At 72.0% G+C, this 25,520-nt stretch carries 21 protein-coding genes and 1 pseudogene; 14 read left to right on the top strand and 8 right to left on the bottom strand.

The annotated features are described in order from the left end of the window. Positions 1–26: 26 nt before the first annotated feature. Positions 27–566, bottom strand: a complete 540-nt coding sequence (locus ACFVYR_RS24960; RefSeq protein WP_055567865.1) for a SigE family RNA polymerase sigma factor — start codon at positions 564–566, stop codon at positions 27–29. A gap of 205 nt (positions 567–771) precedes the next feature. Next, positions 772–1,743, bottom strand: coding sequence for an A/G-specific adenine glycosylase (locus ACFVYR_RS24955; protein WP_384259106.1), 972 nt, complete (start codon positions 1,741–1,743; stop codon positions 772–774). A 196-nt stretch (positions 1,744–1,939) separates the two neighbouring features. On the opposite strand from ACFVYR_RS24955, the gene ACFVYR_RS24950 reads away from it, so the two are divergent. Both ACFVYR_RS24950 and ACFVYR_RS24945 read left to right on the top strand, forming a co-directional pair. Then, the gene (locus tag ACFVYR_RS24950) at positions 1,940–3,589 is read left to right on the top strand and encodes a sensor histidine kinase (RefSeq protein ID WP_384259103.1); all 1,650 of its coding nucleotides are present in this window, start codon (positions 1,940–1,942) and stop codon (positions 3,587–3,589) included. Positions 3,590–3,690: 101 nt separating this feature from the next. Next, positions 3,691–4,347 carry a response regulator gene (locus tag ACFVYR_RS24945; RefSeq protein WP_384259216.1) on the top strand — a complete coding sequence of 219 codons (657 nt, stop codon included), beginning with the start codon at positions 3,691–3,693 and terminating at the stop codon, positions 4,345–4,347. Positions 4,348–4,371: 24 nt separating this feature from the next. On the opposite strand, the gene ACFVYR_RS24940 is transcribed toward ACFVYR_RS24945, so the two are convergent. Continuing rightward, positions 4,372–5,157 (bottom strand): phosphatase PAP2 family protein, encoded by a 786-nt coding sequence (locus ACFVYR_RS24940; RefSeq protein ID WP_384259101.1) that lies wholly within the window; start codon positions 5,155–5,157, stop codon positions 4,372–4,374. Positions 5,158–5,330: 173 nt separating this feature from the next. Here ACFVYR_RS24940 and ACFVYR_RS24935 point away from each other — a divergent pair, with 173 nt between their 5' ends. Next, positions 5,331–6,152 (top strand): hypothetical protein, encoded by an 822-nt coding sequence (locus ACFVYR_RS24935; RefSeq protein ID WP_384259099.1) that lies wholly within the window; start codon positions 5,331–5,333, stop codon positions 6,150–6,152. A 76-nt stretch (positions 6,153–6,228) separates the two neighbouring features. Here ACFVYR_RS24935 and disA read toward each other — a convergent pair whose 3' ends face one another. Then, complete coding sequence (gene disA / locus ACFVYR_RS24930) at positions 6,229–7,353, bottom strand: DNA integrity scanning diadenylate cyclase DisA (protein WP_384259096.1); 1,125 nt, start codon at positions 7,351–7,353, stop codon at positions 6,229–6,231. Between the two features lie 102 nt (positions 7,354–7,455). Beyond that, on the bottom strand, positions 7,456–8,865 hold the full coding sequence (gene radA, locus ACFVYR_RS24925) for a DNA repair protein RadA (protein ID WP_384259094.1): 1,410 nt from the start codon (positions 8,863–8,865) through the stop codon (positions 7,456–7,458). A gap of 196 nt (positions 8,866–9,061) precedes the next feature. On the opposite strand from radA, the gene ACFVYR_RS24920 reads away from it, so the two are divergent. Then, positions 9,062–10,840, top strand: a complete 1,779-nt coding sequence (locus ACFVYR_RS24920) for a hypothetical protein (protein WP_384259092.1) — start codon at positions 9,062–9,064, stop codon at positions 10,838–10,840. Positions 10,841–10,917: 77 nt separating this feature from the next. Here the strand turns inward: ACFVYR_RS24920 and ACFVYR_RS24915 are convergent, their stop codons facing one another. Then, on the bottom strand, positions 10,918–11,964 hold the full coding sequence (locus ACFVYR_RS24915) for a hypothetical protein (protein ID WP_384259090.1): 1,047 nt from the start codon (positions 11,962–11,964) through the stop codon (positions 10,918–10,920). 71 nt (positions 11,965–12,035) lie between these two features. Between ACFVYR_RS24915 and ACFVYR_RS24910 the strand changes: the two genes are divergently transcribed. The 5 genes from ACFVYR_RS24910 (at position 12,036) to ACFVYR_RS24890 (ending at position 17,179) form a co-directional block, all read left to right on the top strand. Continuing rightward, positions 12,036–12,968: a Ppx/GppA family phosphatase gene (locus ACFVYR_RS24910; RefSeq protein WP_384259087.1), complete on the top strand. Its 933-nt coding sequence runs from the start codon at positions 12,036–12,038 to the stop codon at positions 12,966–12,968. Between the two features lie 168 nt (positions 12,969–13,136). Next, positions 13,137–13,961 carry a sugar phosphate isomerase/epimerase family protein gene (locus ACFVYR_RS24905; RefSeq protein WP_384259085.1) on the top strand — a complete coding sequence of 275 codons (825 nt, stop codon included), beginning with the start codon at positions 13,137–13,139 and terminating at the stop codon, positions 13,959–13,961. Beyond that, entirely contained in the window at positions 13,958–14,590 is a 633-nt protein-coding gene (locus ACFVYR_RS24900; RefSeq protein ID WP_384259083.1) for a TetR family transcriptional regulator, read from the top strand. The genes ACFVYR_RS24905 and ACFVYR_RS24900 overlap by 4 nt, the downstream gene beginning before the upstream one ends. 225 nt (positions 14,591–14,815) lie before the next feature. Further along, positions 14,816–16,669 carry a dihydroxy-acid dehydratase gene (gene ilvD / locus ACFVYR_RS24895; protein ID WP_384259080.1) on the top strand — a complete coding sequence of 618 codons (1,854 nt, stop codon included), beginning with the start codon at positions 14,816–14,818 and terminating at the stop codon, positions 16,667–16,669. A 120-nt stretch (positions 16,670–16,789) separates the two neighbouring features. Then, complete coding sequence (locus ACFVYR_RS24890; RefSeq protein ID WP_384259078.1) at positions 16,790–17,179, top strand: SH3 domain-containing protein; 390 nt, start codon at positions 16,790–16,792, stop codon at positions 17,177–17,179. Between the two features lie 159 nt (positions 17,180–17,338). Here the strand turns inward: ACFVYR_RS24890 and ACFVYR_RS24885 are convergent, their stop codons facing one another. Beyond that, complete coding sequence (locus ACFVYR_RS24885; protein ID WP_384259076.1) at positions 17,339–19,615, bottom strand: protein kinase; 2,277 nt, start codon at positions 19,613–19,615, stop codon at positions 17,339–17,341. Positions 19,616–19,758: 143 nt separating this feature from the next. On the opposite strand from ACFVYR_RS24885, the gene ACFVYR_RS24880 reads away from it, so the two are divergent. The 5 genes and pseudogenes from ACFVYR_RS24880 to proC all read left to right on the top strand — a co-directional run bounded on the left by ACFVYR_RS24880 (position 19,759) and on the right by proC (position 23,875). Continuing rightward, positions 19,759–20,400, top strand: coding sequence for an EamA/RhaT family transporter (locus ACFVYR_RS24880; RefSeq protein WP_384259073.1), 642 nt, complete (start codon positions 19,759–19,761; stop codon positions 20,398–20,400). 29 nt (positions 20,401–20,429) lie between these two features. Beyond that, positions 20,430–21,158, top strand: a pseudogene (locus ACFVYR_RS24875) (class I SAM-dependent methyltransferase); the annotation flags it as partial. Further along, complete coding sequence (locus tag ACFVYR_RS24870) at positions 21,148–22,182, top strand: ABC transporter ATP-binding protein (RefSeq protein WP_384259071.1); 1,035 nt, start codon at positions 21,148–21,150, stop codon at positions 22,180–22,182. The pseudogene ACFVYR_RS24875 and the gene ACFVYR_RS24870, both read left to right, overlap by 11 nt. Next, the gene (locus tag ACFVYR_RS24865) at positions 22,179–22,916 is read left to right on the top strand and encodes an ABC transporter permease (RefSeq protein WP_384259069.1); all 738 of its coding nucleotides are present in this window, start codon (positions 22,179–22,181) and stop codon (positions 22,914–22,916) included. The genes ACFVYR_RS24870 and ACFVYR_RS24865 overlap by 4 nt, the downstream gene beginning before the upstream one ends. Positions 22,917–23,050: 134 nt before the next feature. Continuing rightward, the gene (gene proC, locus ACFVYR_RS24860; protein WP_384259067.1) at positions 23,051–23,875 is read left to right on the top strand and encodes a pyrroline-5-carboxylate reductase; all 825 of its coding nucleotides are present in this window, start codon (positions 23,051–23,053) and stop codon (positions 23,873–23,875) included. A gap of 24 nt (positions 23,876–23,899) precedes the next feature. Here the strand turns inward: proC and trpS are convergent, their stop codons facing one another. Then, a complete protein-coding gene (gene trpS, locus ACFVYR_RS24855) occupies positions 23,900–24,910 on the bottom strand; it encodes a tryptophan--tRNA ligase (protein WP_384259065.1) in 1,011 nt (336 codons plus the stop codon). Positions 24,911–25,520: the final 610 nt, after the last annotated feature.

Raw genomic sequence — 25,520 nt, 5'->3', positions numbered from 1 at the left:
CTGCACGCTTCGTCCGACCCGAGGGCCTAGGCCGCGCAACTCTCCCGCTCCTCACGTTCGAGCGCGCGGGCGTCCAGGTCGCGGCTCTCCAGCTCCTGGCGGAGCCGTGCGAGCGCCCGGTGCAGCGTGCTCTTGACCGTTCCGGCCGACATGCCGAGGGCGGCGGCCGTCTCCTCTGTGGACATCTGCTCCCAGTGTCGCAGCACGACGACGCTGCGCTGCTTGGGAGCAAGCACCTTCATGATGTCCATCAGCAGCGCGCGGTCCGCGTGCTGCTCGGTGGAGTCTTCCACGCTCGCGTCGGGCAGCTGCTCGGTGGGCACCTCTTCGAGCTTGCGGGCCCGCCACCACTCCGTACGCGTGTTGATCATGACGCGGCGCAGGTAGGCGTCCGCGAGCCGCTTGTCGGCTATGCCGTCCCAGCGGCCGTACGTCCGCACGAGCGCGGTCTGCAGCAGGTCCTGCGCGTCCACGGGGTCCGGAACCAGGCGCCGGGCGCTGCGCAGCAGGGCATCCTGCCGAGTGCGGACGTACTCTTCGAACTCGAGCACCTCGCCGTGCGCCATACCAAACCGCCTCCGTTCCGTCCCCAATGCCGACCGCTGTCCCTGCTCTGCGGTACGGATACGAAGGTACGGAGGCGTTGTCACGAGGTTGTGCGGAGCAGCCAGCGGCGGACGCACGGCTGTACGTAGGTTGTGTAACAGTCGCAGGAATCCGCCGGATAACTACGGTTTTCGGCTCGGCGGCCGGGCGTGCAAAGACAGGCTCTCAGGTCAGCGGCAGCCGGTACAGGCCGTCGGGCAGCGGCTCGACGAGACCGTCCGCGACGAGTCCGTCCAGTGCGCGGGCCCGCTGCACCGGCTCGTCCCACACCCGGTCGAGGACGGCCTGCGGCACCGGCACCACGGCCTCGCGCAACACGGCGAGCAGCTTGCCCCGCACCTGCCGGTCCGTCCCCGCGTACGTCTGACCCCGGCGGGCCGGGCCCTCGTGCGCGGGCTTCCCCGCCGCGCGCCAGGCGCACTGCGCCGCGATCGGACACTGCGCGCAGTTCTCGTTCCTGGCGGTGCAGATCAGGGCGCCGAGCTCCATCGAGGCGGCGGCCCACCGCGACGCGGTGCGCTCGTCCTGCGGCAGCAGGGCGCGGGCGAGCTTGCGCTCGGCGGCGGTCGTCGCGTTCGGCGGGTACTGCACGCCGGTCACGGCCCGCGCGAACACGCGCCGCACGTTCGTGTCGAGCACGGCGTGCCGCTGTCCGTACGCGAACGAGGCGACGGCCGCCGCCGTGTACTCCCCGATGCCGGGCAGCGCGAGCAACTGGGCGTGCTGGGCGGGTACGTCGCCGCCGTGCCGTTCCGTTATGGCGACGGCGGCGCCGTGCAGCCGCAGGGCGCGGCGCGGATAGCCGAGCCGGCCCCAGGCGCGGACGGCCTCGCCGGGCGCTTCCTTGGCGAGATCGGCGGGCCGGGGCCACCGGGCGAGCCACTGCTCGTACACGGGCAGGACGCGGCTGACCGGCGTCTGCTGGAGCATGAACTCGCTGACCATCACGCCCCACGGCCCGGCGTCCGCACGACGCCACGGCAGATCACGGGCGTGTGTGTCGAACCACGCGATGACGGGGGTGTGCAGGTCCGCACCGGCGGACCCGGGAACGTCTCCGGCGGCGGGACCTTCGGTGTGGCTCTGGGCGGGACGCTGGGCTGGGCTGTCTGGCATGGGCTTCGTGGGCGCAGTCATGGCACACCCGATCCTGCCACGGGGGCGGCGGGGCGCGGGCCAACCGCGCGGTTCGGCTCGTGGGTTTCGCGGGGGTGGAGGGGTGGAGTGGCGCTGGGGTGGGGGGCGTGCGTGCTCGGGGAGGGCGTGCTTGCTCGGGGAGGACCTGACGATCGGCAGGGGCGGGTGAGCGTGCGGGGGAAGTAGCGTCGGGGGCGTGGGGAGACGAACGGGGGACGCGCTGCTGTGGGCGGCCCTGGCCGTGCCCGTCGTGACCGTGGACCGGCTGGGCCTGAACGAGCCGCGTTCCGCCGCACAGCAACTCACCGGCCTGGCCGTCCTCGCGATCGGCGCCGCCGTCTGCCGGACCCGCCCGCTCCACGCCTTCCTCCTCGCGGCTGCCCCCGGCCTCCTCACCGCGCCCTCCCTCTTCACCCTCGGCTTCGGCCCGGCCTTCGCCGTCTTCGCGCTGCTCCTCGGCCGCCGCGCGGACCACGCCCGCCCGGCGCTGCTCGCCCTGGGCGGCATCGCCGTCGTCGGCACCGTCAAGATCGCCGCACGTGATGTCGACCCGGTCGTGGAGTGGCTCGTCCTCATGGCGACGCTGGTGTTCGGCGCGGCCTTCCCGTGGCTCGCGGGCCGCTACTGGCGCCAGGGCCGGGAACTGGCCGCCGCCGGCTGGGCCCGCGCCGACCAGCTGGAGCGGGAGCAGCGCATCGTCGCCGACCGGGCCCGGCTGCGCGAACGGGCCCGTATCGCCCAGGACATGCACGACTCGCTGGGCCACGAGCTGAGCCTGATCGCGGTACGGGCGGGCGCCCTCCAGGTCGCCCCCGACCTGCCCGAGCCGCACCGCGAGGCCGCCGCCGACCTCCGCGCCGCCGCCGCGCAGGCGACGGACCGGCTGCACGCGATCATCGGCCTGCTCCGCGAGGAGGGCGACGAGCAGGCGCCGCTGGCCCCGGCGGGCGAGAGCGTCGCGGCGCTCGTGGCGCGTGCCGGGGAGTCGGGTTTGAGCATCACGTACGCGGATGCCGGAGGCGGCGCCCCGGACGGCACCGCCGAGCCGACTCGCGGAGTCGCCCACCGCGTCGTCCAGGAAGCCCTCACCAACGCCGCCAAGCACGCACCGGGCGCCCACGTCACCGTGACGGTGGCGCGCGACGACTCCGCGACGACCGTGACGGTCACGAACGGCGGGCCGCGCGACGGGAGTACGGGCAACGGGAGCACCGGTGACGGGGGTAAGGGTGACGGGGATTCGCACACTCCGGGGCCGCCCCCGTCCGCGCCCGGTGGCGGCTCCGGCCTGCGTGCCCTGCGTACGTACGTGACGGATGCGGGCGGCACCCTCTCCGCCGGCCCGTACGGCGACGGCTTCCGGGTCACCGCCCGCATCCCGGCCGACCGGCCCGCCCCCACGAGGCCCCCGTCCGCCGGCGTCCGCCTCGCGTACGCCCGGCGCCGCACCGTCCTGGCCTTCGGCATCGCCGTCGGCACGGGCACGCTGCTCGTCGGGGGGGCCTTCGCCTGGTACGCGTACTCACGGACGCACTCCGTCCTCGACCCCGCCGACTACGCGCGCCTGCGCGTCGGCGAGAGCCGCGCCGACGCGGAGCGCGTCCTGCCGGACAGGACCGTCGCCGATCCGCCGCTGGAACGGGCGCCCACGCCGCCGCCCGCGGACGCCGACTGCGTGTACTACCGCGCGAGCGGCGAACTCTTCACCGCCGTGGCGCACTTCAGGATCTGCTTCGGCAAGGACGGACGCGCCGAGGACGGACGAGCCGAGGGCCGTCTCGTGGACAAGACCGTCATTCCTACGGTGACGAACATGAGGGACGGGGAGAGGGAGAGGACGCGGTGAACGAGTACCGAGCGGCGGGCCGAGCAGGGGAGGGCGCGGAAGGGGCGGGCACGGACGGGACGCGGTCTGCCATCCGCGTTCTCCTGGCTGACGACGAGGCCATGATCCGCGCCGGCGTGCGCGCCATCCTCGCCGCGGGCCGGGACATCGAGGTCGTCGCGGAGGCGGGCGACGGGCGCGAGGCGGTGGCGCTGGCGCAGGCCCACCGCCCCGACGTGGCGCTCCTCGACATCCGCATGCCCCGCCTGGACGGCCTCGCCGCGGGGGAGGAGATCGTCCGGACCGTGCCGGGCGCCGCGGTCGCGATGCTGACGACGTTCTCCGAAGACGCGTACATCGCGCGGGCGCTGAGCGGCGGAGCCACGGGCTTCCTGCTGAAGTCGGGCGACCCGCACGAACTCATCGCGGGGGTACGGGCGGTGGCGGGCGGCGCCGCCTTCCTCTCGCCCAAGGTCGCCCGGCACGTCATCGACGGCTTCGGCGCCCGGCGCATGGAACGCGGCGCCACCGCCCGCGCCCGCGTCGAGGCCCTGACCCCGCGCGAGCGCGAGGTGCTCGGCCTGGCCGGGGCGGGCCTGTCCAACCCGGAGATCGCGGCCCGGCTGCATCTGGTGGAGGGCACGGTCAAGGCGTACGTCAGCACGGTCCTCGATCGGCTCGGCGTCAAGAACCGCGTGCAGGCGGCGATCGTCGCGTACGAAGCGGGGCTCGTCCCGGAGACGGAGACGGAGACGAAGACGAAGACTGAGACGGGCTGACGGAGCGAATCCCTCGCGGCCGGGTCAGCTCCAGTTCGAGTCGTCGCGGCGGAACGACATCGTCGGGGAGTCGTACGCCGCCGGGTCGTAGGCGACGGGGTCCTGGGGGGCGGCTCCGTGGGCGGCGGGCCGGTGGGTCGCGGGCCCGTGAGCAGGTACCGCGGCCGGGGCTGAGGGGTGCGCGTGCGCGTGGGCGGTGGCGCGTACGGGGCCCGGGCCCGCGAACCACTTCACGATCCCCGTGGACGACCCGCGCATCGCCAGCGTGACCCGCGCCACGGCGCGCGTGGTGATGCGTACGAGGACGAACACGACCACCGCGCCGAAGACGAGGCCCACCGCCACGTCGTGCGGGTAGTGCACACCGACGAAGACCCGCGAGAAGGCCATGAGCACGGCCATCGGCACCGTCAGCGCCGCGATGCGCGGCCAGGCGAGCGCGAGGCCGACGGCGGCGGCGCCCGCGATCGTCGAGTGGTTGCTGGGGAAGGACCAGTCGCCGTGCGGCGGGCACTGGACGAGCGGGTTCAGCGCGCCGGACACCGCACGGCAGGGACGCTCCTCGTCGATCGCGGACTTGAGCAACTCACTGCCCACGTACGCCACCGCGGTGGCGAGCGGAGCGAGCACCGCGATCGCCAGCGCACGGGGCTCCCCGCGCCTCGCCCGCCACCAGGCGACGATGAAGAGCACGCCGAAGAGCAGCAGGCCGAGCTCCGTCCACACCTCGGCGAGGTGCTGGAACCACGACGGCGTGTCGTGGGCGAAGTCGGTGATGTCGCGGTAGAGGTCGTCCGTCATGGTGTCCATGATTGCGGACGGTACGGAGTGGGGCCGAATCGTCACACCTGGCGATCGACCCGTCACAGACCCTGTCCATGGACAGGGGTGGCGGGCGGTTCCAGGATGATGATCCGCAAACTTTGTGGCTCAAGGCGGCGGGTGGGGCGGGAGAAGTACCGGATCTCTCGTAAGGTTTGGGCGTGGGATCTCTGCGCAATCCGGTCGGGCCGCTTCCCTCCACCATCTACTGGCGTCGGAGGGCCGTTCTGCTGTCCGTACTCGGCCTGTTGGTACTGCTCGTCGTCTGGATCGTCGTCTCCGGTGGCGGCGGCGGCAAGAACGATGCCGACGGGCCGGGCGGCAACGGACCCGCCACGTCCATCACTCCAGGCCCCCCCGGGTCCGGGCCCGCGATCAGTGAACACCCGGGCGGGCGGGACGAGTCGAGCGAGGGCTCCGGCTCGGGCTCGGGCGGTTCGGGGGGCTCCGGTTCCGGCTCGGGCGGGGCCGGTGGTTCCGGCGGCTCCGGTGGCTCGGCGGGTGCTGTGGGCGGTGGCTCCGGTGATGACGCCAAGGGGGGCGGGGGGTCGGGTGACCGGCTTTCGGCCGGTTCGCGGTTGCCCAACTGCACCAGCGGTGACGTGAAGTTGAAGCTGCGCAGCATCCGGAACACGTACGGCATCGACGAGAAGCCGAAGTTCGAGCTGATCGCCCAGAACAGCGGCGACAAGGCCTGCAAGGTCGATCTGGGCGGCAAGGGCACGGTGCTGACGATCACTCAGGCCGACGGCGACGACGAGTTCTGGTCGTCGGCCGACTGCCCTTCCGGCGACGGGAGCCTGCTGCTGCGGGTGCCGTCGGAGGGGCGGGTCACGCACTCCGTCCAGTGGGACCGGCGGCCCAGCGCTCCGCACTGCGCTACGCCTTCGGCGGGAGTCGCGGAGCCGGGAACGTATCTCGTCGAGGCGAAGGCGGCGGGCCTTGGCACTGTGCGGGCGTCTTTCGTCCTTGAGAAGGACTGAGGGACTGAGGGGTTGAGGGACTGAGGGGCCGCGCGCCACCAAAGGGAACCCGCCCCCCCCCCGCACCCGCCGAAGGCTAGACGTACCGCTCCAAGATGGAGGACTCCGCCAACCGCGAGAGCCCCTCCCGTACGCTCCGTGCCCGCGCCTCTCCGACTCCGTCCACCGTCTGGAGGTCGTCCACGCTGGCGGCGAGCAGCTTCTGCAGGCCGCCGAAGTGCTCCACGAGGCGGTCGATGATCGCGCCGGGGAGCCGGGGGACCTTGGCGAGGAGGCGGAAGCCCCGGGGGGAGACCGCCGAGTCCAGCGCCTCGGGCGAGCCCGTGTAACCCAACGCCCGTGCCACCGTCGGCAGTTCGAGGAGCTCGGCATGCGTCAGGGAGTCCAGCTCCGCGAGCGCCTCGTCGACCGTACGTGACCGCTTGGCCGTCGGCTCGGGAACGTAGTCCCGGACGACCAGCTCGCGCTCGGGCTCGACGCCCGCGATCAACTCGTCCAGCTGGAGGGCGAGAAGGCGCCCGTCCGTGCCGAGCTCCACCACGTACTCGGCGATCTCCGTGGCGATGCGCCGCACCATTTCGAGGCGCTGGGCGACCGCGGTCACGTCCCGCACCGTCACCAGGTCCTCGATCTCCAGCGCGGAGAGCGTGCCCGCGACCTCGTCGAGGCGGAGCTTGTACCGCTCCAGGGTGGCGAGCGCCTGGTTGGCGCGGGAGAGGATCGCCGCCGAGTCCTCGAGGACGCGGCGCTGCCCGTCCACGTACAGCGCGATCAGGCGCATCGACTGGGAGACCGAGACGACGGGGAAGCCGACCTGCTTGCTCACCCGGTCCGCCGTGCGGTGCCGCGTGCCCGTCTCCTCCGTGGGGATCGTCGGGTCCGGCACCAGCTGCACGCCGGCGCGCAGGATTTTGGTGATGTCCTTGTCGAGGACGATGCCGCCGTCGAGCTTGCACAGCTCACGCAGGCGCGTCGCCGTGAACTCGACGTCCAGGATGAAGCCGCCCGTACACATCGACTCGACCGTCTTGTCCCAGCCGAGGACGATGAGGCCGCCGGTGTTGCCGCGGAGGATGCGCTCGAGTCCGTCACGCAGTGCCTGGCCGGGCGCGACGGCGCTCAGGGAGGCGCGCATCAGCCCATCGGCACCGGAGCCTGAACCCGGCTTGCCGGGAACCGCTGCCCGGTCGTTGGCTGCCACTGCACTCCCTCGGTCGCAGGTTGTCCAAGCCTCTGCCGACACCTTGTTTCGTACGGAGCGTCATGCGGCGCTTCGTACGGATGGGCGAGACCAGGGCAAAGTCTACCGGCGCTCTTCCTCCTTCCGTGGGGCCTCTCGGCGACGAGAGGTCGGAAGGACACGCAGGGCGTCACCCATGTCGGCGACTTCGATGACCTTCATACCGGCGGGGATCCTGCCGGGGTCGGCCGGTACGAGGGCGTGGGTGAAGCCCAGGCGGTGCGCTTCGGCCAGTCTGCGCTGGACGCCCGTGACCCGTCTGACCTCGCCCGCCAGGCCCACTTCCCCGATCGCGACGAGGTTCTTGGGCAGGGGAGTGTCGCTGGCGGCGCTGGCCAGGGCGAGGGCGACGGCGAGGTCCGCGGCGGGCTCCGTCAGCTTCACGCCGCCGACCGTCGCGCTGTAGATGTCGCGCTTGCCGAGGGCCGTGATCCGGCCGCGCTGCTCCAGGACGGCCAGCATCATCGAGACGCGGGAGGTCTCCAGGCCGGAGGTGGTGCGGCGCGGGCTCGGGATCTGCGAGTCGACGGTGAGCGCCTGGACCTCGGCGACCAGGGGGCGGCGGCCCTCCAGGGTGACGGTGAGGCAGGTGCCGGGGACGGGCTCGGCGCGGCGGGTGAGGAAGAGGCCGCTGGGGTCGGCGAGTCCGGTGATGCCCTCGTCGTGCAGTTCGAAGCAGCCGACCTCGTCCGTCGTCCCGTACCGGTTCTTGACGCCTCGTACGAGGCGCAGACGCGCGTGCCGGTCGCCCTCGAACTGCAGGACCACGTCGACGAGATGCTCGAGGAGGCGGGGTCCTGCGATGGCGCCGTCCTTGGTGACGTGGCCGACCAGGAGCGTGGCCATGCCGCGCTCCTTGGAGGCGCGGATCAGCGCCCCTGCGACCTCGCGGACCTGCGCCATGCCGCCGGGCGCCCCGTCGATCTCGGGCGAGGCGACCGTCTGGACCGAGTCGAGGACCAGGAGCGAGGGCTTGACCGCGTCCAGGTGGCCGAGGACGGCGGACAGGTCGGTCTCCGCCGCCAGGTACAGGTGGTCGTCGATCGCGCCGATGCGGTCGGCACGCAGCCGGACCTGGCTCGCCGACTCCTCGCCCGTCACATAGAGCGTGCGGTGCTCCTCGCTGGCCGCCTTCGCCGCGACGTCAAGGAGGAGGGTGGACTTGCCGACGCCCGGCTCGCCCGCGAGGAGCACGACGGCGCCGGGGACGAGGCCGCCGCCGAGCACCCGGTCAAGCTCGGGCACGCAGGTGGAACGCGCGGTGGCCCGGCGCACGTCGACCTCGCCGATCGGGACGGCGGACGAAGTGACCCGGCCGGGGGCGGTCGTGCGGACCGCGGGCGCGCCGTACTCCTCGACCGTCCCCCAGGCCTGGCACTCGGGGCAGCGGCCGAGCCACTTGGCCGTCTGCCAACCGCATTCGGTGCAGCGGTAGGACGGACGGTCCTTGGTGGATTTCGTACGGGCAGCCATGCTCGAAACCGTAGCCGAGCCCACTGACAACGTGTCCCGGCGTCGTACCTCGTCCACTCCGTCCTCGCCCGGAGTACTAGCCAAGGCCACGGAATCGCGGGTTCCTGTCCCCTTTTGAGGGATCTGTTCACCCGTAAGGGTTAAAAGTGCTGGAGAGAGAGGAAGGGAACTGCAGCAGCCACCTAACTTCGCACGGGTGACGAGCAGCAGGGCGGAAACTTCCACGAACGCAACCGGCGCACACCGGGCGCACCGTGACGCGCACAAGCGCGTGGTGCCACGACCGGCGCCCGGCCCCACTCTGCCCGCGCGCTACGAGCCGTTCCTGGACGGTCTGTTCACGTACTGCCTGTCCGTGCTCTGCGATCACGACGCGGCGGCCGCGGCCCTGGGTGACGTGCTGCATCTCGCCGAGCGCCGGGGCACCCGCGGACCGGAGGCCGACGGCGACCTCAAGGCCTGGCTCTACGCCCTCGCCCGCTGGGTCTGCCTGCGCCGGCTCGCCGAGGCCAAACGCAGCCGCGAGGGCAGACACGCGCACGCCTCCCGCGCTTCCCACTCCTCTCACGCCTCCCACGCCTCTCACGCCCCCAAAAGCGCCGAGCGAGAGGCGAGCGGGGCGAATGAACCCGGCACTTCGGAAGACACCGCCCGTCAGCAGCACCGCGAACTCGCCAAGCTGGCCTGGCCGGAGGCCGCAGGTACGACGCCCGAGCAGCGCGAAGCCCTCGAACTGGCCGTACGCCACCAGCTCACCCCGGCCGAGGTCGCCGCCGTCCTCGGCATGGACCTCACCAAGACCCGCAGCCTCCTCGCCTCCGCCGCCTGCGAAGTGGAGCGCACCCGCGCCGCGCTCGCCGTCGTGGAGACCGGCAGCTGCCCCATCGTGGCCCGCCTCACCGGCGACAACCAGCTGCTCCTCGGCGCCGCCCTGCGCCGCGAGCTCGTCCGGCACGTCGACGACTGCCCGCGCTGCCGCCGCACCGCCGAGCGCGCCGGGTCCAGCGCCTGGCCGGGCACGGCCGTCAGCCCGGCCACGCTCCCCGTCGTCGAGGCCCCGCGCGCCGCCCTCCACGTGGCGATGGCGCACCTCCCACGCGCGCGGGGCGCCGTCCCCCGCTACGACCGGCGCGGCTTCCCGATGGACCCCAAGGACCATGCCGCCCGCCGGGACCGCATCCGCGCGCGTGCCGTCACGACGACCGTCGTCGCCACCGTGGTGGCCGCCCCGGTGTTCGCCCTCTGGGCCGCCTACCGCGGGGCGCCGCTCACCGGCGAGGGACACGACGGGCGTTCGGTCAGCGCGAGCGACGAAGGCTCCGACGGCTTCGGCAGCGACCGCGCGCGGGACAGCTACGAGAACGCGGGCAACGCCCGCAAGGGCCCCGAGCCCCGCTTCACCGCGGGCAGCCACTCGCCCGACGTCTCCGTGGAGGTCATCAGCGGCGGGTCCTCGTCCGGTTCCTCGACCGGCTCCGGGCGCCTCACCGTCCGGGCCCGGTCCAGCGGCGACACGACACTCATCACGCTGACGGCGTCGGGCGGCGCCCCCGTCCACTGGTCGGCGAGCGAGAGCGCGTACTGGCTCTACTTGAGCCGCTCGTCGGGGACGCTCGCGCCGGGCGAGTCGGTCACCCTCCAGGTGTACGTCGACCACGCCCGCGAACCGGCGGGTCACTGGAGCGCACGGGTCTCCATCGCCCCTACGGGCGCGCTCGTCTCGATCGACGGTTACGGGGCCGGGCGGCCACCGGGCCACCCGGGACCGAGGCCGAAACCCACCGACCCGGGCCCGCCCCGCCCCCACCCGACCGACCCCGGACCCTCGGACCCGGGGCCCTCCGACCCCGGACCTTCCGACCCCGGCCCCACGCCGACGCCCACGGACCCGACGCCCACGCCCTCGGACCCGCAGGACCCGGGAGACTCGTCACCGCCGCCGGGCAACGGCGACGAAGGGCCGAGCCCCGGCTGAGGGCCGAGCCCCGACGAAGGGCCGTGCCCGAGCTGAGCGCCGTGCCCGAGCTGAGCGCCGCGCCTACCGTGAACGCGTCACGCGGAGGACCCGGGAACCGCAGAAGCCGGGAGGCTCGCAGGGCTCGCGGGACGTGCGGGATCCGCGGGGTGCGGCGCCACCAGCGGCAGCTGGGAGGCGAGACGCTCCTCGCACAGCTCCACGAGCCGGTCGTACCCCTCCTTGCCCATCAGCTCGATCAGCTCGGGGCGGTAGGAGACGTACACCGGGTCGCCCGCGCCGTGCGCCGACGTCGCCGACGTGCACCACCAGTGCAGGTCGTGGCCGCCGGGGCCCCAGCCACGCCGGTCGTACTCACCGATCGACACCTGCAGGACGCGTGTGTCGTCGGGCCGGTCGATCCACTCGTACGTCCGTCGCACCGGCAGCTGCCAGCAGACGTCCGGCTTGGTCTCCAGCGGCTCGCGGCCCTCCCTGAGCGCCAGGATGTGCAGCGAGCAGCCGGCGCCGCCCGCGAAACCGGGGCGGTTCTGGAAGATGCACGAGCCGTTGTACGGACGGGTCTGGCGGTCGCCGTCCTCGTCCGTGGAGACCCAGCCGGTCTCCCGGCCCACGTCGTGGTGCTGCCAGATGTCGGGCGTGAGCCGCTCGACGTATCCGGCGACCCGCTTCTCGTCGTCCTCGTCCGAGAAATGGGCACCCAGAGTGCAGCACCCGTCGGCGGCGCGGCCCGGCTGGATGCCCTGGCAGCCGTTTCCGAAGATGCAGTTCCACCGGGAGGTCAGCCAGGTCAGATCGCAGCGGAAGACCTGCTCGTCGTCCGCCGGATCGGGGAACTCCACCCAGGCGCGGGCGAAGTCGAGCCCCTTCTCGTCCGGCTCCGGCTTCCCGGACTTGCCCTGCTTGGGCAGCTTGGCGGGCTTGCCGGACTTGCCAGGCTTCTCCGCCTTTTCCGGCCTGCCCGCCTTCGCCTCCTTTGAGGCTTTGCCGGTCTTCGCGCCCTTTGCCGCCTTTTCGGCCTTCTCCGGCTCTCCCTGCTTCGTCGGCTTCTCCGACGCGGCCTGCTTCGTCGACGGCTTCCCCGACTTCGATTTGTCGGTCTTCGCCTTTTTCGTCTTTGGCACGTCTCCAGGGTATGCGGGCGGCCGACCGCCCGGGGCCAGCCAATCGCCCTACGCGGCGTAGCGTTCCGTACATGAGACTCGGTGTCCTCGACGTGGGGTCGAACACGGTGCATCTGCTCGTGGTCGACGCCCATCCCGGTGCGCGCCCGCTGCCCGCCCACTCGCACAAGGCCGAACTGCGCCTTGCCCAACTCCTCGATCCCGCCGGGGCCATAGGCCCCGAAGGCGTCGACCGGCTGGTCACCGTCGTCCGTGAGGCGATGGAGGCCGCCGAGGACAAGGGCGTGGAGGAAGTGCTGCCCTTCGCCACCTCCGCCGTGCGCGAGGCGAGCAACGCCGACGCGGTGCTCACCCGGGTCAAGGACGAGACCGGCGTCGACCTTCAGGTCCTGTCGGGCGAGGAGGAGGCCCGGCTGACCTTCCTGGCCGCCCGGCGCTGGTTCGGCTGGTCCGCGGGCAAGCTGCTCGTCCTCGACATCGGCGGCGGCTCGCTGGAGATCGCGTACGGCCTGGACGAGGAGCCGGACGCCGCGGCCAGCCTGCCGCTCGGCGCGGGCCGCCTCACCGCCGCCTGGCTGCGGACGGACCCGCCGGACCCCTCCGACGTCAAGGCGCTGCGGCGGCACGTGCGCGCCCAGATCGCCCGCACGGTGGGCGAGTTCGCCCGCTTCGGCGCCCCCGACCGCATCGTGGCGACGTCGAAGACGTTCAAACAGCTCGCCCGTCTCGCCGGGGCCGCCCGCTCCGCGGAGGGCCTCTACGTACAGCGGGAGCTGAAGCGAAGGTCCCTGGAGGACTGGGTTCCGCAGCTCGCCGCGATGACCACGGGGGAGCGCGCGGAGCTGCCAGGCGTCTCCGAGGGGCGGGCCGGACAGCTGCTCGCGGGGGCGCTCGTCGCGGAGGGCGCGATGGACCTCTTCGGGGTCGAGACGGTGGAGATCTGCCCGTGGGCCCTGCGCGAGGGCGTGATCCTGCGCCGGCTCGACCACCTTCCGGCGCCTTGAGGCCCTATGCGTACCGAACGAACTGGACGAACCGGGCATACTGAACGAACTGAACGAAGCGGGAACGGGCGGCCCGGCACAGGCCGCGGCGAGACCGGAACCGTCCCTGACCAGCGCGGTACGAGGCCACCTCCCCGGCGCGCCGACCCGGCCCGTACGCTGTCCTTCGTGGCAGAACCAGTGGTGCGCATCCCGGATGCGAAGGTCGCCCTGTCGACGGCCTCGGTCTATCCGGAGTCGACGGCGACGGCCTTCGAGATCGCCGCGCGCCTCGGTTACGACGGTGTCGAGGTCATGGTCTGGACGGATCCCGTCAGCCAGGACATCGAGGCTCTGCGCAGGCTGAGCGACTACCACCAGATCCCGATCCTGGCCGTCCACGCGCCCTGCCTCCTGATCACGCAGCGCGTCTGGTCCACGGACCCCTGGGTCAAGCTGCGGCGCGCACAGGCCGCCGCCGAGAAGCTGGGCGCCTCGACCGTCGTCGTGCACCCGCCCTTCCGCTGGCAGCGGCAGTACGCGCGCGACTTCGTCGACGGAATCTGGCGGATGGCCGACGAGACGGACGTCCGGTTCGCCGTGGAGAACATGTACCCCTGGCGCTACCGCGACCGCGAGATGCTCGCGTACGCCCCCGACTGGGACGTCACCAAGGACGACTACCGCCACTTCACCGTCGACCTCTCGCACACCGCGACCGCCCGCACGGACGCGATGGAGATGATCGACCGCATGGGCGACCGGCTCGGCCACGTCCACCTCGCCGACGGCAAGGGCTCGGCCAAGGACGAGCACCTCGTCCCCGGCCGCGGCACGCAGCCCTGCGCCGAACTACTGGAGCGCCTGGCGGCCACCGGCTTCGACGGGCACGTCGTCATCGAGGTCAACACGCGGCGCGCGATGTCCAGCGCCGAGCGCGAGGCCGACCTCGCCGAGGCCCTCGCCTTCACCCGGCTGCATCTGGCGTCGGCGGTGAAGGTGCCCCGCTCGTGACCGCCGGCGCGCGACCGGAGGCCACCGCTCCGCGCCGCCGGGGACGCCCGTCCCGTACGCAGGCCGAGACCGCGCCCGCCACGCGCGATCAGATCCTGCGCGCGGCCCGCGAGGAGTTCTCCGAACGCGGCTACGAGAAGACGTCCGTGCGCGGCATCGCCAAGGCCGCGGGCGTGGACCCGGCACTCGTACACCACTACTTCGGTACGAAGGAGCAGGTTTTCGAGGCGGCCATCACGGTCGCCTTCGCGCCCGCCCTCGACGCGCCCGCAGCGATCGAGGAAGGCCCGCTCGACGCGGTCGGCGAGCGCCTGACCCGCTTCATCTTCGGCATCTGGGAGAACCCCGCGACGCGCGCGCCGGTGCTCGCCATCGTGCGCTCGGCGATGAACAACGACACGGCCGCCGCCGTCTTCCGCCGTCTCGTCGCCGCCCAGCTCCTCGGGCGCATCGCCCACCGCCTCGACCTCCCCGACGCGGAACTGCGGGCCGAGCTCGCCGCCGCGCAACTGGTGGGGATCGCCATGCTGCGGTACGTGATCAAGGTGGAACCGCTGGCTTCGGCGGACGTGGAGCAGATCGTGGCGCGGGTGGCACCGGTGGTGCAGGGGCATCTGACCGGGGCGTGAAGGCGGGGGGCGTGAAGCCGGGTGCGTACGCCGGAGAGGGCGCTCCGCGCACCTCGCGCACTCCGCACCTCGCGCACTCCGCGCCCGCGCACGATCGCGCACCGAGACGTCCGTCCCGACATCCGGACAGCCTGTCCAGATCCTGGAGCGGCGGCGTACGCTCGACAGCAGTCTTGTCTCTCCGTCTCTCCGTAGATCGCCGATTTCCTGAAGGAGCGAGCGACGATGCCCGAGCTCAGGTCCCGCACAGTCACCCACGGCCGCAACATGGCGGGCGCCCGCGCCCTTATGCGCGCCTCCGGTGTACCCGGGGCCGACATCGGGCGGAAGCCGATCATCGCCGTGGCCAACTCCTTCACGGAGTTCGTGCCCGGCCACACCCACCTGCAGCCGGTCGGCCGCATCGTCTCCGACGCGATCCGCGAGGCAGGCGGCATCCCCCGCGAGTTCAACACGATCGCCGTGGACGACGGCATCGCGATGGGCCACGGCGGAATGCTGTACTCGCTGCCCTCCCGCGACCTGATCGCGGACTCCGTGGAGTACATGGTGGAGGCGCACTGCGCCGACGCCCTGATCTGCATCTCCAACTGCGACAAGATCACCCCGGGCATGCTGATGGCGGCGCTCCGCCTCAACATCCCGACGGTGTTCGTCTCCGGCGGCCCGATGGAGGCAGGCAAGGCCACGCTGGTCGACGGCACGGTCCGCAAGCTCGACCTGGTCAACGCGATCAGCGACGCCGTCGACGAGAGCGTCTCGGACGAGGACATCCTCCGTATCGAGGAGAACGCCTGCCCGACCTGCGGCTCCTGTTCCGGCATGTTCACCGCCAACTCGATGAACTGCCTGACCGAGGCCATCGGCCTCTCCCTGCCCGGCAACGGCTCGGTCCTCGCCACGCACACCGCCCGCAAGGAGCTGTACGAGCGCGCGGGCGCCACGGTCGTCGACATCACCAGGCGCTACTACGACGGTGACGACGCCTCCGTCCTGCCGCGCAACATCGCCACCCGCGCCGCCTTCGAGAACGCCATGGCCCTCGACATCGCCATGGGCGGCTCCACCAACACGATCCTGCACCTGCTCGCCGCGGCCCGCGAGGCCGAGGTGGACTACGACCTCTCCGACATCGACGCCGTCTCGCGCCGCGTCCCGTGCCTGGCCAAGGTCGCGCCGAACGCCGCGCCCACCACCACGTACTACATGGAGGACGTGCACCGCGCGGGCGGCATCCCCGCGCTGCTCGGCGAGCTCTACCGCGGCGGCCTCCTCAACGAGGACGTGCACACGGTCCACTCACCCTCCATCAAGGAGTGGCTGGACACCTGGGACATCCGCTCGGGAGCCGCCTCCGCCGAGGCCGACGAGCTGTGGCACGCGGCCCCCGGCTGCAAGCGCTCCGCCGAGGCCTTCTCGCAGTCCGAGCGCTGGGACACCCTCGACACGGACGCCGCGAACGGCTGCATCCGCGACGTCGCCCACGCCTACTCCAAGGACGGCGGCCTCGGCGTCCTCAAGGGCAACATCGCCGAGGACGGCTGCGTCGTGAAGACCGCCGGTGTCGACGAGTCGATCTGGACCTTCGAGGGCCCCGCGGTCGTCTGCGACTCGCAGGAGGAAGCGGTCGAGAAGATCCTCAACAAGGTCGTCAAGGAAGGGGACGTCGTGGTCATCCGCTACGAGGGCCCCAAGGGCGGCCCCGGTATGCAGGAGATGCTCTACCCCACCTCCTTCCTCAAGGGCCGCGGCCTCGGCAAGGCCTGCGCCCTCGTCACCGACGGCCGCTTCTCCGGTGGTACGTCGGGTCTGTCGATCGGCCACGCCTCGCCCGAGGCGGCGTCCGGCGGCACGATCGCGCTGGTCGAGGACGGCGACCGGATCCGCATCGACATCCCCGGCCGTTCGATCGAGCTCCTCGTGCCGGAGGCCGAACTGGCCGCCCGCCGCGAGGCCCTGGGCGGCGTCTACGCGCCCAAGGCCCGCGAGCGCAAGGTCTCCGCCGCCCTGCGCGCGTACGCGGCGATGGCGACGAGCGCCGACAAGGGCGCGGTGCGGGACGTGTCGAAGCTCGGCTGAGACCGGGCTCGGCCGAGACCGGTCTCAGCCGAGTCCCGAAACCTTTTCCGACGCGGGCGCGTCCTTGGTGTGAGAACACGCCGAGGGCGCGCCCGCGCCCCTGTCACGGGGGAGAGCACAGTGAGCGAGAACGTCATCACGCCCGAAGTCGACATCGCGGCTGAGGTCGACGCCGCTGCTGAAGTCGACATCACGCCCGACATCACGCCCGACATCGCGCCCGAAATCGTCGACGGGCTCGGTCAGGCCGACCTCGCCGCGGCGAGGACCGCCAGGACCTACTCGATCGCCGCGGACGTCAATGTCCGCTCCGGGCCCGGCACCTCGTACGGCAAGGTCGGCCGCCTGCGCGCCGGCGCCCGCGTCACCATCGCCTGCCAGAAGCCCGGCGAGACGGTCAAGGGCCCGAAGGGCACGTCGAAGCTGTGGGACAGGATCGGCAGCGGCCGCTATGTCTCGGACACGTACGTCCGTACGGGCAGCGACGGGTACGTGGCACCGCGCTGCTGACGCTCCTCACCGCGGCACCGCGGCACCGCGGCACCGCGGCACCGCGGCACCGGGGGAGCGGCGGGAAGCCATGAGCAACCCACCGGAGCCACCGGAGCCCACCGGAACCTGCCCGGCCTGTCGCCGCCGGAGCCCCGGCCGGGGATATGACACAGGCTCTCAGCCGGACTTCGGCGGCTTCGTCGCGTCGTAGGCGAACACCGTGTTCCGCGCGGCCGCCACGACCACCACGCTCCCCGCGACGGTCACGCGCGGGCTGGCGTTCACCTCGCCCGCGAGCCCCTCGGCCCGCGGGTCGGTCGTCCCCAGCAGCTCGCCGTCGCGCGACGAGAGCGAGACGACCCGCCCGCTGGCCGAACTGAGGTACAGGACCCCGTCGCCGTCCCCGGCCACCGGCCCCGACACACCCTCGACGCCGGTCTGCCGGTCCCACTTCTTCCTGCCGGTCGCCGGGTCGAACGCCGTGACGAGCCCGGTCTGCCCGCTCACGAAGACGCTGCCGCCCGCCAGCCCCGGCGTCCCCGCGTACGTCTTCGGCAGCCGCGCGTACCCGACCTTCCGCGTGTCCCGGTCCACCCGCAGCACGCCGTCGTACCCCGTCGTCGCGGGCCCCTCCCGCCGCTCGTGCAGGAGTACGAGGCTGCCGTCGGCGGTGCCGACCGGCTGGGCGGGGCCCTTGACGGCGATGGCCCTGCCGAGGGTTCCGGAGGCCAGGTCGACCAGGTGCAGGGTGGGGTGGCGCACCCCCTCGCCATCGGCCACCTCGGCGCTCGGCGCGCACATCGCGTACAGCCGCGTGCCCGCAGGGACCGGGGCGCACTGCTCACCCGAGGGGAATGGTTCCTTCCAGCGCACCTCGCCGCTGTGCGCCCACCGGGCCTCGAACCGGGTGTTCGACGCGTCGACCGTCACGACGGTCGAGTCGATCACCACGGCGTCCTGCGTACGGCCCGTCACCGCCGTGGACTGGGCACCGGACGGCACCGACCACAGCTCGTCGCCCTTGGCCGCGTCGATGGCGACCACTTCGGCGACGCCGTCGTCCGGCGCCCCCTCGGCCCCGAAGCGGTAGCCGAGAACGGTGTCGCCGGTCGCGCCCACCAGATGCATGCCCTGCACCGGTACGCCGGGACTCTTCTGTGTCCAGACCCGGGAACCGTCGGAGAGCTTCAGCCGGGTCGCGACGACGCCACCGCCCCCGCAGAACAGCGCGTCGCCGCGCGCCACACAGCGCAACTCGTCCGGAATGTCCGCACGGCCGCCCGGCACGGTCTTGTGCCACGGCGCGAAACCGCCCGGCAGCCGCGCCCCGGCCGCCGCGAGATCGCGCCCCTCGTCACCGGCGCCGCCCGCCCCGTCCGAACCGCCGGCCCGCACCACCGCGACCCCGCCGCCGATCGCGGCCACGGCCACGGCGGCCGCGAGCACCGGACGCCAGCGCCGACGCAGCCGACGGCCGAGGAACGTACCGGTGTCGGATCCCGCGGCCCCCGGGGCCTCGTCGGTGCCGGTGCGCGCCGCTACGGCACTCGGCACCGGAGTGTGGTCGTCCGTCGCCAGATGGTGCTGCGTGTCGGTCTCCCGGGTGCTGCGCCGCGCCCCGTCGACAGGACCCGCTGCGCCGCCCAGATCGGAGGGCAGATCACGCAGCCGTACGAGGAGTTCGTCGGCCGAGGGCCGCGCGTCCGGCTCCTTGTCGAGGCACGGCTCGACCACCGCGCGCAGCGCGTCCGGCACCTCGCCGAGGGACGGAGCCTCGTGCACCACTTGATAGGCCGTCATATACGGGCTGTCCGCGTCGAAGGGGCCCTGCCCCGTCGCCGCGTACACCAGCAACGTGCCCAGCGAGAACACGTCGGAGCGCGGACCGACCCCGCGCGGCGCCTGCAACTGCTCCGGCGACATGAACGGCGGCGTACCGATCACCCGCCCCGTCATCGTCAGCGTCTGCTGGTCCGCCGCGCGCGAGATCCCGAAGTCGATGACGCGCGGGCCCTCGGGGGAGAGGACCACGTTGGACGGCTTGAGGTCACGGTGCACGACGCCCGCGCGGTGGATGTCGCGCAGCGCCTCCGTCAGACCGATGGCGAGCGTGCGCAGCTCGGCGCCGCCGATGGGGCCCTTCTTGGAGATGTGCTGCGCGAGCGTGTGGCCCTCGATGTACGTCGTGGCCATCCACGGGTGCTCGGCCTCCGGATCGGCGTCGATCACGGCCGCGGTGAAGGCGCCGCTGACCCGGCGGGCCGCCGCCACCTCCTGCCGGAACCGGATACGGAACTCGTCGTCGTCCGCGAACTGCCGATGGATCAGCTTGATCGCGACGGGACGCCCCGACGCCGTGCGCGCCAGGTAGACCGTGCCCATGCCGCCCGAACCGAGACGCGCCTCGAGCGGATAACCGCCGATCTCCTCCGGGTCCCCGCCACGGAGCGTCATACTCACCGACCTCCCGTGTGCCCCCGCTACGTCTTTACGCCAACCAAACTAGTCGCCGGGCGGGGCGGCCTGGCAAGGCGGGGGACGAAAAGGGCGAGCCTGCGCTTCGCCGACCGTTCGGCACGGCAGGCAATAATCAAACGGTGAGCGAAGACCCCGGCACCCAAGGCCCATCCACCGGTACGTCCGGTACGCCCGGCCCCACCGGTACGCCCGGCCCCACCGGTACGCCCGGCCCCACCGGTACGCCCGGCCCCACCGGTACGTCCGGCGCGGCGACCCCATCCGCCACGGCGAACCCATCCGCCACCGCCACGGCCCCGGGGCCCCGGCCCGAGCCCCTCCGCTTCTTCGGAACGACCTGGGTCACGCACGACGGCGGCTACGGCGCCCGCCGCGCCGGTGTGGCCGTCGGCTCACTGGTCGCGGCGGCCGCGGGCTGCTTCGTACTGCGCTTCGCCTATGAGGGCCTGGCCATCGCCGCGGTGGGCAAGTTCGTGAACCTGCTCGTCGTCCTGATGTTCGCGATCTGCAGCGCCGTCGCCTTCCGCCGCACCTGGGAAGGGTTCTCCCGCCGCCACGACCCGGCCTCGCAGTCCTCGACACGCGGCCTGATGACCATCGGCTTCGTCGGCAGCCTCCTCGCCTACTTCTTCCGCTCCCTGAAGGAGGCCCCGGGCGAACAACTGCACCGCGAGGAGTACGAAACGGCACGCACCGAGTACGAGAAGCGCACGGCCCGACGAACAGGCAACCCGACCCGAAAGAAGAAGCGCAAGCGCTAGAGAAGAGCGCAAGCGCTCCCTCTCCCTCCGCCTCCCGCGCCCATTCCTTCAACGCGGCCGCCGCCCAGTACGCCGAGCACCGCCCTTCCTACCCGCCTGCCCTCTTCGACGCCGTCGAGCGCCTCGCGGGGCAGCCCCTCGCCGACGCACGCGTGGCGGACGTGGGTGCGGGCACCGGGATCGCCACCGCCCCCCTGGTCGAACGAGGGGCACACGTCGTCGCGGTCGAGCCAGAACCCGGCATGGCGGAACAGTTCCGCCGCACCCTGCCCCACGTACCCCTCGTACGCGGCGACGGCAACGCGCTGCCGATGGCCGACAGCTCGGCCGACTTCATCACCTACGCCCAGACCTGGCACTGGACGGACCAGGAACAATCCGTGCCGGAGGCGATGCGCGTACTGCGCCCCGGCGGCGCTCTCGCTCTGTGGTGGAACGGCACGGACCACGAGACACCATGGCTCGGCCGGCAGACCACCCGCATCGCCCGCTTCCTCGGCGTCGACGAAAAGGCCGCCCGCGCGACCCACCGCACCGGCAACCTGACGACCGCTCTTGACTTCGCCGAAGGGCGCGCGGAGCTGCTCAAGGTCTTCCCGGACGGCGTGGTCGGGGAGAGCTACCTCGTGGACCTGCTCCTCGCGCTCCGGCCACTCCCACGCACCCCGACCACCAGACCAACCGGAGCCCTCGCCCCAGCCCTCCCTCGCCTTGACGGGCTCGGCCGCCGGGAGGAGTATTCATCACATGGTGAATAAAACTCCCGCAGCGCCCGGACCGGAGGCCAGGGGCATCACCGAAGAGGCCACGGCAGGAGGGCCGAGTCCCGCAGCCACGAACCCGGCAGCCGCCAACCGTGCAGCCACGAGCCCCGCAGCCACGAGCCCCGCAGCCACGAACCCGGCGACGTCCGCCCCACCCGCCGAAGACCCGTCCACCCACCGCGAAACCCCCGCCGTCCTGGCCGAGAACCTGACGGTCGTCCGAGGCCCCCGCACCGTCCTGCACGGCCTCGACTTCGCCGTCCCCCGAGGCCGGATCACCGGCCTGCTCGGCCCCTCCGGCTGCGGCAAATCCACGCTCATACGCGCGATCGTCGGCAGCCAGGCCAACGTCACCGGCACCCTGAAGGTCCTCGACCACCCCGCGGGAGCCCCCGCTCTCCGCTCCCGCATCGGATACGTCACCCAGGACCCGTCCGTCTACGACGACCTCTCCGTCCGCCAGAACCTCGACTACTTCGCGGCCGTCCTCGACCCCGGCCCGGGAACCGCCGCCGAACGCCGCCACGCCCACGTCACCCGCGTCCTGGACGACGTCGCCCTCACCTCGCACGCCGGCTCCCTGGCCGGCAACCTCTCCGGCGGCCAACGCAGCCGCGTCTCCCTCGCCGTCGCGCTCCTCGGCACCCCCGAACTCCTCGTGCTCGACGAGCCGACCGTCGGCCTCGACCCCGTCCTCCGCCGCGACCTGTGGAACCTCTTCCACACCATCGCCACCGACCGCGGCGCCACCCTCCTCGTCTCCTCCCACGTCATGGACGAGGCAGAACGCTGCCACCGCCTCCTCCTCATGCGCGAAGGCGAACTCCTCGCCGACGACACCCCCGACGCCCTGCGCACCCGCACCCACTCCGAAACGGTCGAAGCGGCCTTCCTCCACCTGGTGGACAAAGCCGAAGCCGAAACCACCCCCGCAACCACCCCCGAAGCCCCCGCCACACCCGCACCCGCACGCACCACCGGCACCGACCGACCGGCTCCACCCAGGAGCCCCCGATGAACGCCTACCGCACCTTCGCCACCGCCGCCCGCGTCCTTCTCCAGCTCCGCCACGACGTGCGGTCCATCGCGCTGATGATCCTGGTCCCCTGCCTGATGCTGCCCCTCCTGCGCTACGTGTTCGACGGCAGCCCGCAGACCTTCGACTCCATCGGCGCCTCTCTCCTCGGGATCTTCCCGCTCATCACGATGTTCCTGGTGACCTCGATCGCCACCCTCCGCGAACGCACCTCCGGAACCCTCGAACGCCTCCTCGCCCTCCCTCTCGGCAAAGGCGACCTCATCGCCGGGTACGCCCTCGCCTTCGGCGCCCTCGCCGTCATCCAGTCGACCCTCGCCACCGGACTCGCCCTGTGGGCCCTCGGCCTGGACGTCACCGGTTCCGCCTGGCTCCTCCTCCTCGTCGCCCTGCTCGACGCCCTCCTCGGCACCGCGCTCGGCCTCTTCGTCTCGGCCTTCGCCGCCTCCGAATTCCAGGCCGTTCAGTTCATGCCGGCGGTGATCTTCCCCCAACTGCTCCTCTGCGGCCTGTTCACGCCGCGCGACGCGATGCAGCCGGTCCTGGAGCGCATCTCCGACGTCCTCCCCATGTCGTATGCCGTCGACGGCATGAACGAGGTACTCCACCACCCCGAGATCACCGGCGACTTCATACGCGACGTGGTCATCGTCGCCGCCTGCGCTCTCCTGGTACTCGCCCTCGGCGCAGTCACCCTGCGCCGCCGCATGGCCTGACCGCCCTCTCCTCTCTCCGCCCTCCCTCTTCTCCCCTCTCTCCACGCTGTTCCGCCCACCGGACACCGCCGCTGCCCCCGGCTCCCCGATGCGAGGATGGTCCCCGGACGACGCAACCCCGGAGGCCACCGTTCATGAGCAGCAACACCAGCCAGAAAGTCGCAGTTCTCGGCACCGGAAAGATCGGTGAAGCCCTGCTCAGCGGCATGATCCGCGGCGGCTGGGCGGCCACCGACCTCCTCGTCACCACCCGCCGCCAAGAACGCGCCGACGAGCTCCGCACCCGCTACGGCGTCACCCCCCTCAGCAACGCCGACGCCGCCAAGCAGGCCGACACCCTGATCCTCGCCTGCAAGCCGCAGGACATGGCCAAGCTGCTCGACGAAATCGCCCCGCACATCACCCCTGACCGCCTGGTCATCAGCGCCGCCGCCGGAATCACCACCTCCTTCATCGAGGAGCGCCTGCCCGAGCGCACTCCGGTCGTCCGTGTCATGCCGAACACGCCTGTCCTCGTCGACGAGGGCATGTCCGTGATCTCCGCCGGCAGTCACGCCTCCGGCGACGCCCTTGCCCACGCGGAGGCTGTCTTCGGCGCGGTCGGCAAGACCCTCCGTGTCCCCGAGTCGCAGCAGGACGCCTGCACGGCCCTGTCCGGCTCGGGCCCCGCGTACTTCTACTTCCTCGTCGAGGCCATGACGGACGCGGGCATCCTTCTCGGCCTGCCCCGCGACAACGCCCACGACCTCATCGTCCAGGCAGCGATCGGCGCGTCCGTCATGCTCCGCGACAGCGGCGAGCACCCCGTGAAGCTCCGCGAGAACGTCACGTCCCCCGCGGGCACGACGATCAACGCGATCCGCGAGCTGGAGAACCACGGAGTGCGCGCAGCCCTCATCGCCGCCCTGGAAGCAGCCCGCGACCGCAGCCGCGAACTGGCCTCCGGCAAAAACAACTGACGGCACGCACCCCGCCCCGAATGCCTACCGCGCCTCGGGCACCGGCGGCAGCAGCCCGATCGACCGATAGGCGCCGTCCACCGTCGGCTTGGCCATTCCCCTGGCCCGCTCAGCTCCCCTTCGCAACACCTCCTCCACATAGGCGGGGTCCGCCATCAGCTCCTTGTGCCGTTCCTGTACGGGCCTGAGAAGTTCCACCACGGCGTCGGCGGTGTCCTTCTTCAGCGCGCCATACGACTCATATACACCGCTCAAGGCTTCTGGGTTCCCACCCCGGCAAGCCGCCAGGATCTCCAGCAGGTTCGACACCCCCGGCTTTGACGCCCGGTCGAACGCGACTTCGGTCCCGCTGTCCGTGACGGCCCGCAGGATCTTCTTGCGTACGACCTCCGGCTCATCGAGCAGGTAGACGATCCCGGCCCCGGACTCGTGGGACTTGCCCATCTTCGACGTCGGGTCCTGGAGGTCCATGACGCGCGCCGCCACCTTGGGCGGGGTGGCCCGGGGCACCACGAAGGTCTGTCCGTACCGCTGGTTGAACCGCACCGCCAGGTCCCGCGTCAGCTCGACGTGCTGGGTCTGGTCATCGCCGACCGGGACCTCGTCGGCGCCGTACGCCAGGATGTCCGCCGCCATCAGCACGGGATACGTGAGGAGCGACAGCCGCACACTCCCGCCCCGCGCCTGCTCCAGCACGGACTTCTCCTTGTACTGGATCATCCGGCGCATCTCGCCGTCCGTCGCGACGCACTCGAGCAGATACGAGAGCCGGGCGTGCTCGTCCACATGACTCTGGGCGAAGACAGTGGCCCGCTCGGGATCGATGCCGGAGGCGAGCAGCAGCGTGGCCGCCTGACGACTGAGCCTGCGCACCCGGCCCGGATCGTGGTCCACCGTCAGCGCGTGCAGGTCCACGATGCTGAACAGCGCGTCGGCCCGGTACTGATCGACCTCGGCCCACTGCCGGATGGCTCCCAGGTAGTTGCCCAAGGTCAGGTGCCCCGTCGGCTTTACCCCGCTGAAGATCCTCGTCATCTCTCCGCCTTCTGGTCAGGACCGCCGGCCCGGCCGCCGGGCTCCAGGTCCTCCAGGGGGAGAAACAAGAACGGCCGCCGAGGCGGCGGCCGTCAAGTACATGCGTATGTACGGCCGCCCTCAGGCGGCCCACCACAGTTGGGCGTACGCACGTGTAGTCACGCCCCCAGACTAGACCCGCCAGGGGCCCGTTGTCCGGGGTTGACACGCATGGGGCTGCTACGTAGTGTTCTCCGAGTTGCCCGACGTGAGCGTCGACCACATGGTCGGTCCCCGGGCAGCCATTCCGCAAGAACCATTCAAGCGATCGACGTCGTGCGCCCTTCTGGGACTCGCCTTCGTTCCGCTTTCATGCGTATTTGCGAAATGAGGAATCGGCGTTCGAAAGGACGCCCCCGATTAGGTCGGGAGCCGCGATTCCGCTAAAGTCTCACTCGTCGGAACGGCCCAACAGCCGGGAAGACAACCCCACTTCGACTGGGAGTCAGGCCCGAAAGGATCTGATAGAGTCGGAGCCGCCGGAAAGGGAAACGCGAAAGCCGAAAGGCCGGAGCGGGAACCGGAAAGGCACCGAGGAAGTCGGACACGAAAGAGTCTGATAGAGTCGGAA

This window comes from Streptomyces sp. NPDC058284 (assembly GCF_042881135.1).
GTDB lineage: Bacteria > Actinomycetota > Actinomycetes > Streptomycetales > Streptomycetaceae > Streptomyces.
The sequence above is the reverse complement of the archived record's forward strand: the minus strand, read 5'-3'. Positions and strand labels throughout refer to the sequence as shown.

Coding starts and splice junctions, on each gene's coding strand:
- ACFVYR_RS24870 (WP_384259071.1), top strand. CDS start 21,148: ATGGTGAATAAAACTCCCGCAGCGCCCGGACCGGAGGCCAGGGGCATC.
- ACFVYR_RS24960 (WP_055567865.1), bottom strand. CDS start 566: ATGGCGCACGGCGAGGTGCTCGAGTTCGAAGAGTACGTCCGCACTCGG.
- ACFVYR_RS24885 (WP_384259076.1), bottom strand. CDS start 19,615: ATGACGCTCCGTGGCGGGGACCCGGAGGAGATCGGCGGTTATCCGCTC.
- ACFVYR_RS24910 (WP_384259087.1), top strand. CDS start 12,036: ATGAGACTCGGTGTCCTCGACGTGGGGTCGAACACGGTGCATCTGCTC.
- proC (WP_384259067.1), top strand. CDS start 23,051: ATGAGCAGCAACACCAGCCAGAAAGTCGCAGTTCTCGGCACCGGAAAG.
- ACFVYR_RS24945 (WP_384259216.1), top strand. CDS start 3,691: ATGATCCGCGCCGGCGTGCGCGCCATCCTCGCCGCGGGCCGGGACATC.
- trpS (WP_384259065.1), bottom strand. CDS start 24,910: ATGACGAGGATCTTCAGCGGGGTAAAGCCGACGGGGCACCTGACCTTG.
- ACFVYR_RS24955 (WP_384259106.1), bottom strand. CDS start 1,743: ATGACTGCGCCCACGAAGCCCATGCCAGACAGCCCAGCCCAGCGTCCC.
- radA (WP_384259094.1), bottom strand. CDS start 8,865: ATGGCTGCCCGTACGAAATCCACCAAGGACCGTCCGTCCTACCGCTGC.
- ACFVYR_RS24940 (WP_384259101.1), bottom strand. CDS start 5,157: ATGGACACCATGACGGACGACCTCTACCGCGACATCACCGACTTCGCC.
- ilvD (WP_384259080.1), top strand. CDS start 14,816: ATGCCCGAGCTCAGGTCCCGCACAGTCACCCACGGCCGCAACATGGCG.
- ACFVYR_RS24865 (WP_384259069.1), top strand. CDS start 22,179: ATGAACGCCTACCGCACCTTCGCCACCGCCGCCCGCGTCCTTCTCCAG.